This window comes from Streptomyces sp. NPDC002130, assembly GCF_040296465.1.
Lineage (GTDB): Bacteria > Actinomycetota > Actinomycetes > Streptomycetales > Streptomycetaceae > Streptomyces.
On sequence record NZ_JBEOXI010000933.1, the window covers coordinates 1 to 1,298 of the forward strand.

The following is a 1,298-nucleotide window of genomic DNA, read 5'->3' on the forward strand; positions in this document are numbered from 1 at the left end:
ACCACCAGCACACGCTTGTCGGTGAGGTGCACTTGATCTTTTGCGGGAGAGGCATCGTCGACCCGCATGGTCTCGGGGATGGATGAAAGTGGCACGGGCCCTTCCGGTAGATCGAGGAGGCGACGTGCTTCGTCGTTGACGATATCCACTCGCGCATCGTTGCTTCGGCCTCGCCCGATCACCACCAAGCCCTCACCGATGCTGTGCAGGACGGCGTCGTGGTGTTCGTACATGGTGCGCAGTTCATCCGGCGCCATCCCCAGGGTCTGTCGCCGGATACGCCGACTCACCAGAAGTGAACTCAGGAGGGCGGCAAGAAGACCGCCGCCGGCAACGAACAGGATGACCGGAACACTTTGGGCGAACTGCTTGCTGATCTGCTCGCGGGTGACACCGGCGGAAACCAGACCGACCAGGGTTCCACCGGAATCGTAAACCGGAGTGACTGCGCGGATCGACGGCCCCAGCGACCCGGCGTACGTCTCCGTGAAGGTCGCGCCGGCGAGTGCGCGGTCGATGTTCCCGGTGAACAGTTGGCCGATCAGTTCCGGGCTCGTGTGTGTGAACCGAGTGCGATCCGGCGCCATCACCACGATGAAATCGACGCCGGTTGCCTGTCGGATTTTCTCGGTCTGTGGTTGCAGAATCGCAGTCGGGTCCGGACTGTCTCCACTTGGCGGGTAGAGTGGAGACATGAGTACCGCAATGGGGCGCCCGCTTCGCGCCGACGCTGCACGTAACCGGCAGTTGATCATCGATGCCGCACGTGAATTGTTCGCCGAAGAAGGGATCGACGTCACACTCGACGACGTTGCCCGGCGCGCGGGTGTCGGCGTCGGAACTGTCTATCGGCGGTTCGCCAGCAAGGAAGAATTGATCGACGGAGTCTTCGAACAGAACTTTGCCGACATCGCCGCCACTGCCGAGGCATCACTGAACAATCCGGATCCGTGGGACGGACTCGTCACGTTCGCCGAATTCGCCTGCAGCCGTATGTCGGTCAATCGTGGGCTCAAAGACGTCCTGAACGGAACCGACGAGGGCTGCGAGCAGCTGGCATGCCAACGATCCATCGTCGAACCGTCGGTCGAGAGGATCTTCTACCGGGCCCAGGACGCCGGAATGCTGCGTCCCGACGCCGTCCCCACGGACCTGTTCGGCCTCATCTTCATGGTGGGAGCAGTCACCGAATTTGCTCAGCCGGTCAACCCGACTGTGTGGCGCCGATACCTTTCGGTGATGCTCGACGGACTACGCACCGAGGGATTGCATCGTGACTCGCTTCCCCTCCCTCCCCT

General features: G+C 62.2%; 1 protein-coding gene and 1 pseudogene. One reads left to right on the forward strand and one right to left on the reverse strand.

From position 1 onward, the window contains the following. Window positions 1-695: pseudogene (locus ABT116_RS47115) on the reverse strand (histidine kinase); the annotation flags it as partial. On the opposite strand from ABT116_RS47115, the gene ABT116_RS47120 reads away from it, so the two are divergent. Continuing rightward, window positions 694-1,298, forward strand: a 605-nt coding sequence (locus tag ABT116_RS47120) for a TetR/AcrR family transcriptional regulator (RefSeq protein WP_351647523.1), incomplete at its 3' end; no start/stop codon positions are given. The pseudogene ABT116_RS47115 and the gene ABT116_RS47120 sit on opposite strands and share 2 nt — an antisense overlap.